The organism is Sphingobium sp. MK2 (assembly GCF_040170545.1).
Classification (GTDB): Bacteria; Pseudomonadota; Alphaproteobacteria; order Sphingomonadales; family Sphingomonadaceae; genus Sphingobium.
This window is the reverse complement of the sequence record NZ_JAZDXA010000032.1, coordinates 32574-48882: the sequence shown is the minus strand read 5'-3', so window position 1 is coordinate 48882 and position 16309 is coordinate 32574. Positions and strand designations below refer to the sequence as shown.

The window sequence follows — 16309 nt, the reverse complement described above, 5'->3', positions numbered from 1 at the left end:
ATAAAGCGCGAGGCGTTGCCAGCCGATGCGCCTGCCATGATGACATTGCTGCCGATCGCCGACCGGTGCCTGGATCAAAAAGAAGCCGACAAGGATTTATGCGGGGCGGTTGGGCATATGTTAGGTGCCCGTGCGGCTAGCGGAGAACTGATCCCCATAGGTTAGTGGTGCGCTACTCCAGGGACAGGGGCAGATGCGTTTTGCAATGTCACCCCATGGGCGGGAGCGGCGTCGGCGACCTTGGCCGCATCCGTGACGCCAGAAGCGCGTAGTTTCGCGACCACATCGGCGATAGCATTCGATGTTGCAGGCGATGCTAACCGGCTCTCGACAACATGCTCCGTAGATGCCGTTGCGGTATCAACGCCTCGTTCCACCTTCGCCTTTATGGAATCCAATTCCCTGTCAGTGAAGGATGCACGATCCTGCTGCACAAACGCCTTCATGGCATCCATCGGGTTATCGGGATGCGCGGCCAGCAGGGCGTCGATTTCGGCGTCTGATTTGCCCTTGGAGCGCATGATGGCGCGAAGGTCGTCGCGCATATTCTCATCGAACTTCGACACGTCCTTGCCGTCGCGGATCATCCCGGCGCGCAGGGCGGCGGTGCTGGCGGCGAGTTCGTCCACGCGGCGCATCAATGCGGGATCGCCGCTGCCGCCATGGACGGCCAGGTCCACGGCCTGCCCATAAGCCGCGCCGCTGGCTTTGAGCGCGCCTTCCGGCCCGCCCTCGGCGATTCCGGCGTCATGCTGCCTGCGCCGTTCTTCCGCGCGCTGGCGGTAGGCGTCGCGCTCGGCGTCGTTCTCGAATTGCAGCAGGCCATCATACTGGTGCAGGTCGCGCATGAAAGCGGTCGCCTGCGATTGCGCCCGGCTGGCGAGGCTGGCCAGTGCCGCGCCTTCGCCGTCCGTGCCGTGGGCGGCGGTGCGGGCTTCCTGCACGGCACTATGGCTTTGCGCGACAGCGGCGACAATCTCGCTGCGAAGGGTGGCAAGCGCGGTCGGGCTGGCGGTGCCGATCTGCTGGCGCAGTTGGGTAATGTTTTGGAGCTGGGTCTGCGCGGTGACGGCATCGCCGCCGCTGCGCGTCAACGCGGCAATGGCCGTTTCCAGATCGAATTGCGCGACCACCAACTGCCCGACCATGGCAAGGCGCTCGCTAGCGAGCGGGTCATCCGAAGCCGGATGCCCCGGCCCTGAAACTGTCATATCGCCGTCTATAGTTCGCCTCTGCGCGTGCGTGAAACTCCCCCATCATACCCCGCAAACCGCTAAAAATTGGTTAATATATCCCTAACGGCCCAAGGCGAATGCCCTGGGCCGCTATCGCCGCTATTCGGCGCTGGCGCGCTCGGTGATCGCGCGCATGATGATGCGGCCCGTGAGCGGCAGCGCGTCGTACTGGAGCGAAAAGCCCTCGCCGTCGCGGTTGGGCCATGCGGCCCCGATGGGCGTCCAATTGGCGGTCTTGCCTTTGCCGGTGACGAGGAAAAGGCGGTGGGTCGGTTTGGCTGGGGTGGTGGATTGGTTGGTCATGGCTGGCTCCTTGGTTGTGCCCCCGGCCTATCCGGTGGCTTCGTAGGAGTCGTTCGCGGCAGGCCATCGAGCCGTCCGGTCAAGGTCGCGCCAGCGCCCGACAGGGGCGAACCTGCACAAGCGCAGCGCGGAAGGGAGCGCCTTGACCGGCGGCGGGACTGCCGCATCGCTCCTCCACAAGAAGCCCTCCGATAGGTTGGTGGCGCGGCCATGGCGCATGTGGCCAGAAAAGCCGTCACCTTCGCCAATCCGCATGGCGTGCCGTGGTTCAGTAAAGGCGGGGTAGGATCGTCATGGTGGCCTCCGGCCATACCCCTTCGGGAAAGGCGTGGGATGCGGGCGGTATCGCCGACCGCGCACCCCGGAAAAGGCTCCTCGATTCCTTCGTGAAGCTGCGGCCCGCTGGCGCGGCTGGCAGCCTGTGTCCGTGGCGCTGGCCCGGTCGGCGGTTCGGCCCCCGTCCACGCGCAATCCCGCGCAGGGCGCAACCGGGGAGGAACCCATGACTACCACGATCATCCTGCTTACCATCAACAGCATCGCCCAACTGATAGCGGCATTGGCGCAATTGGTGACGGCGCTACGCCAGAGGCGGTGAGGCCCCGGCGTAGCTATAGCAGGATTGCTTCGTCAGGAATCCGCGTAGGCAAGCGGTGATGCGGCCAGCTCTGCCGCCATCTGAAGCATATTGACCGACGATCCGGCTTTGCAGGTCAGATAGAGTTCTGTCCCGTGGCCGTACATGCTGGGACTGTCGATCTGCACATATTCAAACTCATGCTTGGCGCACCATTCCGCCATCTCGCTTTTCCGGCGATCTGCACGTCCCGGATATGGCTCCGTGGAAAGCACAAATTGCTTGGTGGCAGGGTGATACCAGCGTTGATCGTGATCGGCGACGGGTGGCCTGTTGTCATAATCGCTTCGCGGATAGCACCGATTCGAGCGTGACGGGCGTAGTCCGGTGATTTCCATAAATTGCAGGGCGCGTGCCGCTTTACGCAGGCGGCGCTGGGCATATTCCAAATTATCTTCCAGATAGCCGCCAATATGAAGATTGATCGTTCCTTCGTCGGCTACGTGGCAGCCGCCGAAATAGCCACGCAGGTAATGCGGCTTGAGCAACTGCGTTGCTGGCTGAGCAAGTGAAACGACCAGCACCTCCGTGCCGCATTCGCGTGTTTTAGAGTTCCGCCACCATTGTCGCAACAGAACGGAACATGAAGGGGCGACGGGGTCGGACTGATTTGCAGCCTTGTGGACTGCGTCCTTGAAGTTGGCGAAGCCTCTTTTGGCGGCGACTAGGTCAAGAGCGATGTGCAACTTGCACCCTTGCTCACGGGCGACCTGTTTTGCCCGACGCTTCATATTGTCGAATGAAAGGTTCTGCGATGCCATTTCCGTGCTCCTACGGCATCGGGATAACGTCGCCTGCTACCGTTGGCCCATGCCGTCAAAGTACGGGATGGTCGATCAACATAACGGTGTCGGTGACGACTTTGCTACAGCAGGCGGAAGGCCACCGTCTTTGGCCTTCGACGTATATGCCATGATCTGAATCTATCGGCAAGAGAGTGAACGTTATCTGGCGATGGCCGCGTCCCGTTCGGGTCGCTTATGGCCACCATGCCTGCGGTATCTTCGGCATTTCGCGCAGCGGAAAGGCAAGCCGTATGGTTGCCAATTTTCCGCCTGATGCACGACCTCGCCCCTGTGCAGGTATGACGATCATGCAAGAATTGGATGGTGCGGGCGGTCGGAATCGAACCGACACTCCTTGCGGAACTGGATTTTGAATCCAGCGCGTCTACCAGTTTCACCACGCCCGCGACGGAGGAAGCCTATAGCGGTTGCTTCGCAAGGTGCAACAAGAATGACACCGAAAATCCATGAAAATGGGGAGCAATCACTTCGCTTTACGACGCCCGGTTTGCTTGGGCTTTGGTCGCCGGACGTTGATGGCTGCGGCGTCGATGTTGTTTTTCAGGTGCCGTCCGTAGAACTTTTCGATCATCTCAACGCTGGTGCGGCAGTTTTTTGCGACCTGATAAATGTCGGCGTTTTCCAATAGGCGAAGGCAGATATAGGTGTGGCGCAGGCTGTAGCAGGTGCGGATATGGCCATCCCGGTCGAACTTGAGGTTCAACTCGTCCAGTACCGTGTTCATCAATTCGCGGGGAGTCTTCCCGAAAATCCGTTCGGTCGGCTTCAACTGCTTGCGCTTGCGTACCCGCTCGAACGGCAAAACGGCACCCGGCATGGATTTGCAATAGCCCACCCCGCGTTTGCCGCGCACCTCTATCTCAAGAATGCGCTCACCGGTGGATTCGTCTTTCACAACTGTCACGTCCCGCAGTTCCAGCCGGGCAGACTCATCGGGACGGAGGCCGGTATTGCCCATAAAAAGCACGTAGTCGTGGAATGTCTCGCAGACTTCGCGCCAACGCTCCTTGGGCGGATTCTTCGCCCGCTCCCGCGTTGCCTCATAAAGCATCTTATACTCGTCCGGCGAAAACCACGCGCGATGCTCGACCTTACCCGAACTTTTATAGGGGGCAGACATATCCGGCAACGCGGTGATCCATCCCTTGCGATTCGCCGTCTTTAGCACCTGCCGCAGCGTGACGATCTCGCCATGAAGCGTGGCGCGCGCGGGCCGCTTGGGCTTCCCTGTTTTTGGATCAAGGCGAGAGGTCTGCCGATGGACCCGGTATTCCTGCACCAGCCCCGCCGTGATTTCGGATACCGGACGGTCGGCAAAGAATGGCAGAAGATGTACCCGGATATGATCCGACTTCTGCGCGACGTAATCGACGTTGCGTTCACCCTGCGTGATGATTTCATATTCAGCAAGGAACGCCTCGGTCGCCTGACGGAATGTCGGCGTAGATGGCGTTCGCGTTCGCCGCCTTACAGGCGGCGCGTCGGTGCCGACGACAGGTTGCTGGACAGGCCTGTCCAGCAATAGCGATTCTCCGCCGCGCCTGCGGCGTCGTTCTTCGACATAGCGTTCCAGATACCAGTCATGGGCAAACTGCTTGGCCAGTACCAAGCTTTCTTCCTTGGTCGTCTGTCGATGATTGCGGCTGCCCATATAGGTGGAGCATTGCCAAAAGCGGCTGCCTTCACGTCGATAAACGTGAAGCTTGCCATCCATCAAACTGTGCGTTTCCACGGGCATGTCCCACCTCCGAAGTGTGTAAGACATGTGTAAGGATAACTGGCGCGGCTGACTTTGTCAAAGTCATTGAATTAATTGCTATTTTTGCTTTGTTTTTCAGCACTAACCCGATTTTGAGTCCGGCGCGTCTACCAGTTTCACCACGCCCGCACGGCTGGGAGAGGCCAAATGGCAAAATCCGACGCGGGCGTCCAGCCGAAAATGGCTTTATCCATCGCCAACATCAATTGGCGACGGTTTTCGGCATCTGTTGCGATGCGGGCAAAGGGGCGATAGCCTGACTTGCGCTATGATCCGCCCGCGTTATAAGACCAGCTTCGTGCAGACATAGATAATTTCAACGGAGAAGGGACCATCCTTTGACCGAATCGTCTGCCACGTTCCTGTTATTTGGCGCCACCGGCGATCTGGCGCGCCGCATGATCTTCCCCTCGCTTTACAATCTGTTGGCGGATGGCCTGCTGCCCGACGATTTTCTGATCGTCGCGTCGGCACGCTCACCGATAAGCGACGAGGATTTTCGGGGCGATGTCGATGCCGCATTGCGCCAGTTCCTGGCGGCTGATCGCTATGACGCCGATACCGCGGCGACATTCGGCCGGATGATCGTCTATCAGCCTGTCGAGGCCGGAAAGGCGGAACAGTTCACCGCGCTGGCCGAGCGGATCGACGGGCGGTTGGAGCGCGGCCTGTCGGTCTATCTTTCCACCCCCCCGTCCCTGTTCGCGCCCACCGCGCAAGGGCTGGCCGAAGCGGGCCTCATCACGCCGCTGACGCGGATCGCGATGGAAAAGCCGATCGGCAAGGATCTGGCCTCCTCCAAAGAGGTCAATGACGGCATCGGCGCGATGTTCGCGGAAGAGCAGATTTTCCGCGTCGACCATTATCTGGGCAAGGAAACGGTGCAGAATTTACTGGCGCTGCGTTTCGGCAATGTCATGTTCGAGCCGCTGTGGAACGCCACCGCGATCGACCATGTCCAGATCACCGTGGGCGAAACCGTGGGGCTGGAAGGCCGCGTATCCTATTATGACGGGGTCGGCGCGCTGCGCGACATGGTGCAGAATCACATGCTGCAAATCCTGTCTATCATCGCGATGGAGCCGCCCGCCCGCATGGACCCGACTGCCGTGCGCGACGAGAAGGTGAAGGCGCTGCGGTCGTTGCGGCCGATGACGGCGGAGACGGTCAAGACGCACAGCGTGCGCGGTCAATATACGCCGGGCGCAGTCGGCGGCCAGATCGTGACCGGCTATGCCGACGAACTGGGAAAGCCTTCGGATACCGAAACTTTCGTGGCATTGAAGGCGCATATCGACAATTGGCGCTGGCAGGGCGTGCCCTTCTACCTGCGCACGGGCAAGCGAATGCCAGCGCGCCAGTCGGAGATCATGATCCAGTTCAAGCCGGTGCGCCATTCCATCTTCGGGCGGGATGGCCATGGTTCCGGGCTGGAGCCCAATACGTTGGTCATCCGTTTGCAGCCGGAGGAATATATCCGCCTGCTCATCATGTCGAAACGGCCGGGGCTGGAGCGGCAGGTGTTGCTGGACGAAGTGACGCTGGATGTATCGCTGACCGCCGCCTTTGCCGGGCAACGTCGCCGGATCGCCTATGAACGGCTGATCCTGGACCTGCTGGCGGGGGACCAGACGCTGTTCGTGCGCCGCGACGAGGTGGAAGCGCAATGGACCTGGATCGATTCGATCATCGACGGGTGGAAGGACGCCAATATGAAGCCCGCCGCCTATTCATCGGGGAACTGGGGGCCGTCATCGGCCATTGCCCTTATCGAACGTGACGGAGCAAGCTGGCATGAGTGAACTGCACCCCGTAATCGCCAAGGTGACCGATCGTATCGTCGCGCGCAGTGCCAAGCGTCGCCGCGCCTATCTCGACCTGATCGAGCGCGGCCGCGAAGCGGGCACCAATCGCGATCAACTGTCCTGCGGCAATCTGGCGCATGGCTTTGCCGCCAGCGGTGAGGACAAGCCGGCGATCCGCACCGGCCAGGCGATGAATATCGGCATCGTCACTGCCTATAACGACATGCTGTCGGCGCATCAGCCCTATGGCCGCTACCCCGAACAGATCAAGATCGCCGCGCGCGAAGTGGGCGCCACGGCGCAGGTCGCAGGCGGCGTGCCCGCCATGTGCGACGGCGTGACGCAGGGCCAGTCGGGCATGGAATTGTCGCTGTTCAGCCGCGACACCATCGCGCTATCGACTGCCGTAGCGCTTAGCCATGCGATGTTCGAGGGCGTCGCGCTGCTCGGCATTTGCGACAAGATCGTGCCGGGCCTGTTGATGGGCGCGCTGCGCTTTGGCCATCTGCCGACCATCCTCATCCCGGCCGGGCCGATGCCGTCTGGCCTCGCCAACAAGGAAAAGGTCCGCATCCGGCAGTTGTATGCCGAAGGGAAAGTCGGCCGCGACGAATTACTGGAATCGGAAAGTGCCAGCTATCATGGCGCGGGCACCTGCACTTTCTACGGCACGGCCAATAGCAACCAGATGATGATGGAAGTGATGGGCCTGCACATGCCCTGCGCCTCCTTCGTCAATCCAGGCACCAAGCTGCGGAGCGAACTGACCCGCGCGGCGACGCATCGGCTGACGTCGATTGGCTGGGACGGCGACGATTATCGCCCGCTCGGCCATTGCGTCGATGAAAAGGCGATCGTCAATGCCATCATCGGACTGATGGCGACGGGTGGCTCGACCAATCATGCGATCCATTTGCCCGCGATCGCGCGGGCCGCGGGCATCAGTATCGACTGGACCGATTTTGCGGAAATATCCGACGTCGTGCCGCTGCTGGCGCGGGTTTATCCCAATGGATCGGGCGATGTGAACCATTTTCATGCGGCAGGCGGCATGAGCTTCATCATCCGCGAACTGCTCGACAATGGGCTGCTCCACCGCGATATCCTGACGGTCGCGCGTGGCGACCTGACCGATTATGGCAAGGAGCCTGTGCTGGAAGACGAAGCGCTGCAATGGCGCGACGTGCCCGTATCGCGCGACGAGAATATGCTGCGGCCCGTGTCCAATCCGTTCAGCGCGGATGGCGGCATGCGCCTGCTGGCGGGCAATCTTGGCCGCTGCATCATGAAGGTCAGCGCGGTCGATCCGGTGCTATGGACGATCGAGGCCCCGGCCGCCGTTTTCCATACACAGGATGACGTGCTGCGCGCGTTCAAGGCGGGCGAGCTGGAGCGGGATGTCGTCGTCGTCGTCCGCTTCCAGGGGCCAAAGGCGAACGGCATGCCTGAGTTGCACAAACTGACTCCGGCGCTGGGCGTTTTGCAGGATCGCGGGTTCAAGGTTGCGCTGGTGACCGATGGGCGCATGTCCGGCGCGTCCGGCAAGGTGCCCGCTGCCATCCATCTGTCGCCCGAAGCCCTGGGCGGCGGTGCCATCGCCAAGCTGCGCGATGGCGACTTGGTGCGGGTCTGTGCCGCCCGCGGCCTGATCGAGGCGCTGGTCGATCCGGCGGAATGGGAGGCGCGGGACACCCCGCCTGCCCCGCCTGCCCCCTATGATACGGGCCGGGAGCTGTTCGCCCTGTTCCGTCATCATAGCGATCTGGCCGAAGCGGGCGCTTCGCCGCTGCTGGCAGCGATGGAAGCCGAGCTTTGACCCACTAACCGCCGTCATTCCCGCGACGGCGGGAACCCATCTCCCAGCGTTGCCGCCAAGGCCATAGCCGGAGATGGAACCCCGCCGTCGCGGGAATGACGGCCAAAATATGTTTGAGGGGCCTGACCATGACCGACATCATCGCCGCCGACATTGGCGGCACCAATGCGCGCTTTGCCCGCGCATCGCTGGACGAGCGCGGCGTGCCGACGCTGGGCACCGTGCGCAAATATAAGGTGGCCGACTATCCCAGCCTGCAATCCTGCTGGCAGGCTTTTGTCGATGACGAGACGGCGGCCGACCCCACGCCGCTGCCCGATGCCGCCGCCATCGCCTTTGCCACCGCGATCGGGCGTGATGTGATCAAACTCACCAACAGCAATTGGGTGATCCGCGCCGACACGCTGGCCGAAGATCTGGGCGTAAGCCATGTGCGGCTGGTCAATGATTTCGAGGCGGTGGCCCATGCCGTGTCCCGTCTGCCCGACGAAAATCTGCCGCTGCTGTTCGGCGAGGACCGGCCCTTTCCGCGCGATGGCGGGGTGACGATCCTTGGCCCCGGCACGGGCCTTGGCGTCGCGATGATCGCCTATGATGAGGGGCATCCCCATGTCATCGCGACTGAAGGCGGGCATCTCGACTTCGCGCCGCTCGATCATATGGAGGAGAAAATCCTCTCCTATCTGCGCGACAAATTCCTGCGCGTCTCGACCGAACGGATCGTGTCGGGGCCGGGCCTCAATTATATCTACAAGGCGATGGCGACGATCGGCCATGATCGCGTCATGCTGATGGAAGACCCCGAATTGTGGCAGAGTGCGCTCGATGGAACCGACCCTTTCGCCCGCGCCGCGCTTGAACGCTTTTGCCTCTGCTATGGGTCGGTCGCCGGCGATCTGGCGCTGGCGCACGGACCCCATGCCGTCGTGCTGGCGGGCGGGCTGACGCAGCGGATGCGCGACTTCCTGCCGCACAGTGGTTTCCATACCCGTTTCAAGGCCAAGGGCCGGTTCGAAAGCCTGATGGCGAGCGTGCCGATCCGCCTGGCCGTCCATGATGAAATCGGCCTGTTCGGGGCCGCCGCCGCCTTTAGGGAGATGAAGAAATGAGCAAGCTGACCGTCGAACAGGTGATGGAACTCGCCCCGGTCATTCCGGTGCTGGTGGTCGATCGGGTGGAAGATGCGCTCACGATTGCGCGTGCGCTGGTCGCGGGCGGTCTGCCCGCGCTGGAAGTGACGCTGCGCACCCCCGCCGCGCTGGATGTCATTCGGGAAATGAGCAAGGTCGAGGGTGCGATCGTCGGCGCTGGTACGGTGCTGAACCCCGCCGATCTCGATGCCGCGATGGAAGCGGGCGCGCGCTTCATCGTCAGCCCCGGCCTCACCAAGCCCTTGGGCAAGGCAGCGATCGCGGCGAAGATTCCCTTCCTGCCCGGCACGGCAACGGCGGGCGACATCATGCGGGGGCTGGACATGGGGCTGACCCATTTCAAATTCTTCCCCGCCGAAACCTCCGGTGGCCTGCCCGCGCTCAAGGCCTTGGCCGCGCCGTTGCACATGGCGCGTTTCTGCCCGACCGGCGGCATCACCGCCAAATCCGCGCCCGAATGGCTCGCCCAACCCTTCGTCAAATGCGTCGGCGGGAGCTGGGTCGTGCCGAAGGGGCCGGTCGATGGCGCGAAGATCGAAGCCTTGGCGCAGGAAGCCGCTGCGCTTCCCCGCTGACGCCATTGCGCCTGCCCGCCCGCCTGCCTAGATGGATGCCATGAACCCGCGCCGCCTTCTTGCCACGCTTGCCCTGTTGCTGTCCGGCTGTGCCGGATCGCAGCAGACCTATCCCTCGCTTGCCAAACGGGCGGTGGAGGGCGCGCCGATGGCGGAGATCGCGCCGTCCCCTGCCCCGATCGCGGCCGATGCACCGCTGACGGCGGAAATCGCCCGCTATGTGGCGCAGGCGGACAAGGGACGCAGCGCATTTAACGACGCCTTTGTCCGGGCCGATCGGGCGGCAAAAACGGCATCGGGTGCGGCCGTATCGAGCGACGCATGGGTCGCAGCGCAAGTCGCGATCAGCGCGCTTGAAGCGGCGCGGAATGACAGCGTGTCAGCGCTCGCAAGCCTCGACACCCTCTACGTCCAGCGCAGCAACGCTATTGCCGATGGCCGGGAACGGGGTGGCCTGGCGGAAATCGACACCGCCCGCGCCGCGACGCTGGCGATGGTCGACAGCCAGAATGATCGGATCGACGCGATGAAGGGTCGCCTCGCGCAACCATAAGCGGCGTTCAGCTTAGCGCGTCCTTCACCGCGCCCTTATGCGCCTTGGCATAATGAACATAGCGGTCCGCCCCGCTGCGTAACTGGACCAGCGCATCGTCCGACAGGTCGCGCATATATTTGGCCGGACGCCCGGCCCATAGCTGGCGATGGGGCAGCGTCTTACCCGGCGACAGCAACGCACCCGCCGCCAGCATCCCGTCGCTTTCGACCACACAACCATCCATGACGATCGCGCCCAGCCCGACGAAGGAGCGATCCTGCAAGGTGCAGCCGTGCACCATCGCCATATGGCCGATCAGCACGTCTTGGCCGATGATCGTCGGCCAGCCTTCGGTCGGGCGGCTGATGCCGTCGCCGGGGCTGTCGCAATGGATCACCGTGCCGTCCTGCACATTGCTGCGCGCGCCGATGCGTATCCGGTTCACGTCGGCGCGGACGACGCAATTATACCAGATGCTGGCGTCCTCGCCGATCTCGACATCGCCGATGATGCGGCATCCCGGCGCGATGAAGGCGCTGGGGTGGATCAGCGGTGCCTTACCGTTGAACGGAATGATCGTGACATCGGGATAGTGGCTCATCTTATGCTCCCAGCAGCCGCGCGGCGTGCAGCGCATGATAGGTCAGCACGCCCGAACAGCCTGCTCGCTTGAACGCCAGCAACGTTTCGAGGATCAGTGCGTCGCGGTCTCCCGCGCCCGCAGCCGCGGCATGTTCGATCATCGCATATTCGCCCGACACCTGATAGGCGAACACTGGCACTTCGAAGCGCTCTTTGACCCGCCGAACGATATCGAGATAGGGTAGGCCGGGCTTGACCATCACACTGTCCGCGCCTTCGGCGAGGTCGAGCGCGACTTCGCGCAAGGCTTCCTCGCTGTTGGCCGGGTCCATCTGGTAATTTTTCTTGTCGCCCTTGAGCAGCCCCCGCGACCCCACCGCGTCGCGGAAAGGGCCATAAAAAGCGCTCGCATATTTGGCGGCATAGGCCATGATCTGGACATTGGCGTGGCCGCTTTCTTCCAGCGCCGCGCGGATCGCGCCGACCCGGCCGTCCATCATGTCGCTCGGCGCGATGATGTCCGCGCCCGCCGCCGCCTGGTTGAGCGACTGGCCGATCAGCACATCGACAGTGGCGTCGTTGACGACATAGCCGGTGCCGTCGAGCAGCCCGTCCTGGCCATGGGCGGTATAGGGATCGAGCGCCACGTCGGTCAGGATGCCGATGTCGGGCACCGCATCCTTGATCGCACGGATGGCGCGACACATCAGATTGTCGGGATTGAGCGCTTCGGCCCCGTCATCGCTGCGCCGGTCGGGCTGGGTGTTGGGGAACAGCGCAAGGCAGGGAATGCCCGCGTCGCGCGCGTTGCGGGCGCGATCGACGATGCCGTCCACTGACCAGCGCGACACGCCGGGCAGTGCGGCGATCGGTTCTTCGACCTGCTGCCCCTCCGTCACGAACAGCGGCCAGATGAAATCGCTGGGCGACAGGCGGTTTTCGGCGAACATCGCCCGGCTCCAGGCCGAAGCACGGGTGCGGCGCAGGCGCAGCGCCGGATAAGGGGCATGGGTCATAAGCCGGGTCTAGGCGCGCGGCGACAGCGGATCAAGGGATGCAAACTTCAACCGAGTGATAGGTAAAATCCGTCGGTCCGCGGTCCGACTCTGGAGCGCGTCACCCGGCCTAGCAATAATTCATAGCTGTCGCGCCCTCCGCGTGCATCATAGGCGGACATCACGCGCCGCAACATACCTGCATCCAACGGTGTTCGATTCTCGGCAGGTACGACAGCGCCAATGCCCCTGAGATGCGCCAGCAAAGCCCTTGCCCCGACACCGTCGAGTTCCACCATTTCATCAAAAGCGAAGGCATCGTCAAACCCGGCCAGCATGGCCCGCAGGTCCGCCAAGGAGGGATAATGCGGCACACCGCTCTCCACCGCGCAATGGGCATGCGCTGCCCGCCACTGGGCAAAACTGCCTCGCCCCATGGTCGAGAAGATCAGGCTACCCCCTGGCCGAAGTATGTCCACCAGACGTGCGATGGCGCGTGGCAGATCGTCGAACCATTGGAAGGCCAGGCTGGACAGGATAAGGTCGAACCATGGCCCGTCGAAGATCGGCGCTTCGCCGTCCATCGTCAGGAACCGGCCCGCCACCAGTCCGCCCGACGCCGCCTTGGCCAGCATGGCGGGCGATAGGTCGGTGACCACCATTTCCGCACCCGGCCAGCGCGCCTGCACGTCGCGGGTCAGCAGGCCCGTGCCACAGCCAATCTCCAAAATGCGCTCCACGCCATGCGGTGCTTGCCGCTGCGCCAGGTCAGCGACCAGCCTGGCCGCCAACCGTTGCGGTCCGGCATGATCCTCATAACAGGCCGCGGCTGCGCCGAATGCGTCGCTTATCCGTTGCTTGCGGGCATCAATCATGGCTAGGCGAATGGCAGAGCCTGCCCCGCTTGACCAGTCACCCCAAGAGGAAATCGCCGCCCATGACCGCCGCTCCCCGCATCCCTGCCCTGGACGTGCTGCGCGGTTGCGCGGTGATGGGCATTTTGTGGATGAACATCACGGCCTTCGCCCTCCCCCAGACCGCCTATTTCAATCCGGCGGCAGCCGGCCCGCTCTCCGCAGGCGATATCGGCTTTTGGGCCGTCAGCCTGATCCTGGTCGACGGCAAAATGCGCGGCCTTTTTGCCCTGCTGTTCGGCGCGTCCATGCTCCTGCTGATCGAGCGCGAGGAGATGGCAGGACGCGACGGCAAGCGGGCGCAGATGCGGCGGGCCGGCTGGCTGTTCATCATCGGAACCGCGCATTTCCTGCTGCTGTGGTGGGGCGATATCCTGCGTGTCTATGCACTCGTCAGCCTCTTCGCGCTGTTGTTCGTCCGGCTCGACCCGCCCAGCCTCGTCAAGCGCGCCTTCCTGTGCTTCCTGCTTCAATTTCTGTTGGTAGGCGCCTTCATCGCGGCGCTTTATTTCTGGGGCCATGCTGCTGCCTCGCCCGATGCCAGCGTCGCTACCCGCACCGATTATGCCCGTTTCATAGCCGCCCTGTCAGACCCGGCCAGTCCAGCCATCCAGAATGAAATCGCTACCTATCGCAGCAGCTATGGTGCCATCTTCCACCATAAAATTGCCGCCATCCCCGTTGACTGGCTCTGGGGCTTCCTGTTCACAGGCTTTGAGACGCTGGGCTTCATGCTGCTGGGCATGGCGATGCTCAAGGGCGGTTTCCTCACAGGACAGTGGGACATGGCGCAATATCGCAGCACCGCACGCCATTGTTTCTTGATCGGATTGCCCCCCATGGCTGGTCTGGCATTCTGGGTCTGGTGGAGTGGGTTTGCGGCTCTTCCCACCTATGGCACCGCGCTGGCCTGGTCCCTGCCTTTCCGCATTCCGTTGACGGTCGGTTGGGCTGCGCTGATTTTATGGCTGCTTGCCCGCCATCGCAATAATCGCCTCATTACCCGAATCGCCGCCGTCGGCCGCCTGACACTCAGCAATTATCTCGCCACCAGCGTGATAATGACCGCCATTTTCTACGGCTGGGGCCTGGGCCTGTTTGCGCATATGGCGCCGCTGATGCTGCTGCCCTTTGTGCTGGCGGGTTGGTTTGTCATGCTTGTGTGGTCGCCCTGGTGGGCGGCGCATTTTGGCCAAGGACCGCTCGAACGGCTTTGGCGCACCCTGGCACGGATCGGTCAAACCTAGCGATATCGCCAGATATGCGATCGCGTCGCAAAAGCTGCCGCTTTACTATTGCGACCTATTATCATCTACGCTATCATCGGGGCATCAGGAGAGTGCTTCGATGGTCGTCTGCATTTGTAATGCCATTCGTGAGAAAGATTTGAAGGAAGCCGTGCGGGAAGGCGCGGATACGCCGTGCAGTGCCTATGCGCGCTTTGGCCGTCGGCCCAAATGCGGTCAGTGCGTCCCATTCGCCCGTACCATCATTGCGGCAGAGCGGGCTTCGGCCTGATAGCATTGCAAATCATCCGCACGAAACAATCGCGACCTTGACGCAATAGCGTCCCAAAAAACCTTGATTTTATTGGGTTTTAAGGCTTAACAGCGGCCTGCTCAAAGCCTATAGCTCTGGCATTCCCCAACAGCCGGAGTAAACGCCATGAAAGGCGACCCGAAAGTCATTGATTATCTGAACGAGGTGCTCAAGAACGAGCTGACCGCGATCAACCAATATTTCCTCCATTATCGGATGCTCAACCATTGGGGCATCGATAAGCTCGCCAAATTCGAATATGCCGAATCGATCGACGAGATGAAGCATGCCGACAAGGTGGCAGAGCGCATCCTCTTCCTTGATGGCTTACCCAATTTCCAATTGCTGGGCCGCCTGAAGATCGGCGAAACGGTCGAAGAGATACTCAAGTCGGATCTTGAGCTGGAATATGAAGCATTGCCGGTTCTGCGCGATGCCATTGCCTATTGCGAGACGATTCGTGACTATGTCAGCCGCGACCTGTTCCAATATATCCTCGAAAGCGAGGAAGAGCATGTCGATACGCTGGAAACCCAGTTCGAAATGATCGAACGCATGGGCATCCAGAATTACATCCAGCTTCAGAGCAAAGCCAAGGAAGACTGATCGTGGCGGGCATCGAATAATCGGTGCCCATCGCTTTACAGCAAGGCTTCCAATATTCCGATGAGTGGCAGGTCCGCTGGCGGCATGGGAAGCGCATACATTTGCGCAGGCCGCACCCATTTGAGCGCCGTGGCGTGGTTGGGGTGCGGCACCCCCTCCCATTTACGACAGACATAGAGCAGCAGCAGCAAATGCCGGTCGCCCAGCGGTTCGCTGGCGAATGTCGCAGGCGCCAGGCAACTGGCATGGGTGTGGATACCCAGTTCCTCTTCCAATTCGCGGACTAATGCGGCTTCAGGCGTTTCGCCCGCCTCGACCTTCCCGCCCGGAAATTCCCACAGATCCGCCATCGCCTTCCCCGGCGGCCGTTGTTGCAGCAACACGCGGCCGTCTGCGTCGATCAGGGCAACCGCGACAACGAACAGAGGGGAAATCATAGTCAGATCGGTCCAGCAAAAGGGCTTTGTTAACTACGCATGCTTTACATGGCTGTACCGGACTGTCTGTAGCGAAGTGGGGGCCATATGCGCGGGCTGAGTAAAATGATCAAACGCCTGAGCGTGCTGCACTGCGAGCGCGGGGCCACGGCAGTCGAATATGGGCTCATTATTGCGCTCATCGTTCTTGCCATGATTACGGCTCTTACCAATGTTGCCAACAAGACGACCAATATGTGGAACAATGTATCCACTGAAGTAACGTCGATTTAACCATCTCCCTTTGACAGTTTTTTGCCGCATTAAACATTCATCAACCCATCTTCTCTAGAGAAAATCTTGCTGACCACGAACTTCCAAGGCGGGGCGGCCGGGTAGTTAGAGATAGTTTCAAACCAGGAGACCTAAAATGCAGTTCATCCGTAAGATGTTGAAGAACGAAAAGGGTGCCACCGCGATCGAGTATGGCCTGATCGCCGCTCTCATCGCCGTCGCTGCGATCACTGCCATGACCACGCTTGGCAGCAATCTGACCAACACCTTCAACAACGTTTCCAACAAGCTCTAATAGCTTGAAACGTTGAAAAATGGGGCGGCGGGCGAAAGTCCGCCGC

Annotated in this window: 18 protein-coding genes and 1 tRNA gene; 10 read left to right on the top strand and 9 right to left on the bottom strand. The window is 61.6% G+C overall.

From position 1 onward, the window contains the following. Positions 1-161 precede the first annotated feature (161 nt). The 5 genes from V2I08_RS14230 to V2I08_RS14210 all read right to left on the bottom strand — a co-directional run bounded on the left by V2I08_RS14230 (position 162) and on the right by V2I08_RS14210 (position 4719). Positions 162-1211: a hypothetical protein gene (locus tag V2I08_RS14230; RefSeq protein WP_349635710.1), complete on the bottom strand. Its 1050-nt coding sequence runs from the start codon at positions 1209-1211 to the stop codon at positions 162-164. Positions 1212-1334: 123 nt separating this feature from the next. After that, the gene (locus V2I08_RS14225; protein ID WP_349635709.1) at positions 1335-1538 is read right to left on the bottom strand and encodes a hypothetical protein; all 204 of its coding nucleotides are present in this window, start codon (positions 1536-1538) and stop codon (positions 1335-1337) included. Positions 1539-2168: 630 nt separating this feature from the next. After that, complete coding sequence (locus V2I08_RS14220; RefSeq protein ID WP_349635708.1) at positions 2169-2936, bottom strand: hypothetical protein; 768 nt, start codon at positions 2934-2936, stop codon at positions 2169-2171. Positions 2937-3282: 346 nt separating this feature from the next. After that, positions 3283-3367, bottom strand: a tRNA-Leu gene (locus V2I08_RS14215). Between the two features lie 77 nt (positions 3368-3444). Next, positions 3445-4719, bottom strand: coding sequence for a site-specific integrase (locus tag V2I08_RS14210; RefSeq protein WP_349635707.1), 1275 nt, complete (start codon positions 4717-4719; stop codon positions 3445-3447). Between the two features lie 359 nt (positions 4720-5078). Here V2I08_RS14210 and zwf point away from each other — a divergent pair, with 359 nt between their 5' ends. From zwf to V2I08_RS14185, 5 genes are all read left to right on the top strand, one after another. Continuing rightward, the gene (zwf, locus tag V2I08_RS14205) at positions 5079-6542 is read left to right on the top strand and encodes a glucose-6-phosphate dehydrogenase (protein ID WP_349635706.1); all 1464 of its coding nucleotides are present in this window, start codon (positions 5079-5081) and stop codon (positions 6540-6542) included. Continuing rightward, positions 6535-8361: a phosphogluconate dehydratase gene (gene edd / locus V2I08_RS14200; protein WP_349635705.1), complete on the top strand. Its 1827-nt coding sequence runs from the start codon at positions 6535-6537 to the stop codon at positions 8359-8361. Before zwf ends, edd begins: the two co-directional genes overlap by 8 nt. Positions 8362-8489: 128 nt before the next feature. Beyond that, positions 8490-9470 (top strand): glucokinase, encoded by a 981-nt coding sequence (glk, locus tag V2I08_RS14195; protein ID WP_349635704.1) that lies wholly within the window; start codon positions 8490-8492, stop codon positions 9468-9470. Beyond that, on the top strand, positions 9467-10087 hold the full coding sequence (eda, locus tag V2I08_RS14190; protein WP_349635703.1) for a bifunctional 4-hydroxy-2-oxoglutarate aldolase/2-dehydro-3-deoxy-phosphogluconate aldolase: 621 nt from the start codon (positions 9467-9469) through the stop codon (positions 10085-10087). The genes glk and eda overlap by 4 nt, the downstream gene beginning before the upstream one ends. A gap of 40 nt (positions 10088-10127) precedes the next feature. Continuing rightward, entirely contained in the window at positions 10128-10640 is a 513-nt protein-coding gene (locus V2I08_RS14185; RefSeq protein WP_349635702.1) for a hypothetical protein, read from the top strand. A 7-nt stretch (positions 10641-10647) separates the two neighbouring features. On the opposite strand, the gene V2I08_RS14180 is transcribed toward V2I08_RS14185, so the two are convergent. The 3 genes from V2I08_RS14180 to V2I08_RS14170 are packed head-to-tail and all read right to left on the bottom strand — an operon-like array spanning position 10648 to position 13074. After that, positions 10648-11223: a gamma carbonic anhydrase family protein gene (locus V2I08_RS14180; RefSeq protein WP_349635701.1), complete on the bottom strand. Its 576-nt coding sequence runs from the start codon at positions 11221-11223 to the stop codon at positions 10648-10650. A 1-nt stretch (position 11224) separates the two neighbouring features. Next, positions 11225-12220 (bottom strand): porphobilinogen synthase, encoded by a 996-nt coding sequence (gene hemB, locus V2I08_RS14175; protein WP_349635700.1) that lies wholly within the window; start codon positions 12218-12220, stop codon positions 11225-11227. A gap of 47 nt (positions 12221-12267) precedes the next feature. Then, positions 12268-13074, bottom strand: coding sequence for a methyltransferase domain-containing protein (locus V2I08_RS14170; RefSeq protein WP_349635699.1), 807 nt, complete (start codon positions 13072-13074; stop codon positions 12268-12270). Positions 13075-13136: 62 nt separating this feature from the next. Here V2I08_RS14170 and V2I08_RS14165 point away from each other — a divergent pair, with 62 nt between their 5' ends. From V2I08_RS14165 to bfr, 3 genes are all read left to right on the top strand, one after another. Then, positions 13137-14360: a DUF418 domain-containing protein gene (locus V2I08_RS14165; protein WP_349635698.1), complete on the top strand. Its 1224-nt coding sequence runs from the start codon at positions 13137-13139 to the stop codon at positions 14358-14360. Between the two features lie 100 nt (positions 14361-14460). Beyond that, positions 14461-14631, top strand: coding sequence for a (2Fe-2S)-binding protein (locus tag V2I08_RS14160; RefSeq protein WP_310221528.1), 171 nt, complete (start codon positions 14461-14463; stop codon positions 14629-14631). 147 nt (positions 14632-14778) lie between these two features. Next, entirely contained in the window at positions 14779-15258 is a 480-nt protein-coding gene (gene bfr, locus V2I08_RS14155) for a bacterioferritin (RefSeq protein WP_349635697.1), read from the top strand. 35 nt (positions 15259-15293) lie between these two features. On the opposite strand, the gene V2I08_RS14150 is transcribed toward bfr, so the two are convergent. Beyond that, a complete protein-coding gene (locus tag V2I08_RS14150; protein ID WP_349635696.1) occupies positions 15294-15695 on the bottom strand; it encodes a (deoxy)nucleoside triphosphate pyrophosphohydrolase in 402 nt (133 codons plus the stop codon). Positions 15696-15782: 87 nt separating this feature from the next. Here V2I08_RS14150 and V2I08_RS14145 point away from each other — a divergent pair, with 87 nt between their 5' ends. Together V2I08_RS14145 and V2I08_RS14140 are read left to right on the top strand one after the other, a co-directional pair. Continuing rightward, positions 15783-15968 (top strand): Flp family type IVb pilin, encoded by a 186-nt coding sequence (locus V2I08_RS14145; protein ID WP_349635695.1) that lies wholly within the window; start codon positions 15783-15785, stop codon positions 15966-15968. A gap of 136 nt (positions 15969-16104) precedes the next feature. Continuing rightward, positions 16105-16263, top strand: a complete 159-nt coding sequence (locus V2I08_RS14140; protein ID WP_349635694.1) for a Flp family type IVb pilin — start codon at positions 16105-16107, stop codon at positions 16261-16263. Positions 16264-16309 lie beyond the last annotated feature (46 nt).